This is a genomic window from Megasphaera sp. AF13-6AC (assembly GCF_027685385.1).
Lineage (GTDB): Bacteria > Bacillota > Negativicutes > Veillonellales > Megasphaeraceae > Megasphaera > Megasphaera micronuciformis.
The window spans coordinates 1-268 of record NZ_JAQCUN010000219.1; the positions used below are offsets into that span (position 1 = coordinate 1).

At 48.5% G+C, this 268-nt stretch carries 1 pseudogene; it reads left to right on the top strand.

Annotated elements, in window-relative coordinates:
* Positions 1-188 (top strand): annotated as a pseudogene (locus PGX78_RS08305) (phosphoglucosamine mutase); the annotation flags it as partial.
* Between the last annotated feature and the right edge of the window lie 80 nt (positions 189-268).

The following is a 268-nucleotide window of genomic DNA, read 5'->3' on the forward strand; positions in this document are numbered from 1 at the left end:
TTATTGCCGCGGCCATTTCGGCAGGTGAATCGGAATTAGGCGACGACGGACGCATTTTGGTTCGGCCTTCCGGTACGGAACCGCTCATTCGAGTCATGGCCGAAGGACCGGATGAAGTTGAATTGGAACGCATTGTTGATGATATAGCAGCCGTTATCGAACACGAAATGGGTGAAGTGACGGAGTAGCCGTCCTGTAAAAGAGGTCCTGGCGGATCTCTTTTTTAGGCTTGCAAATAGTCACATTCGAATGCAGATGATATAATAAT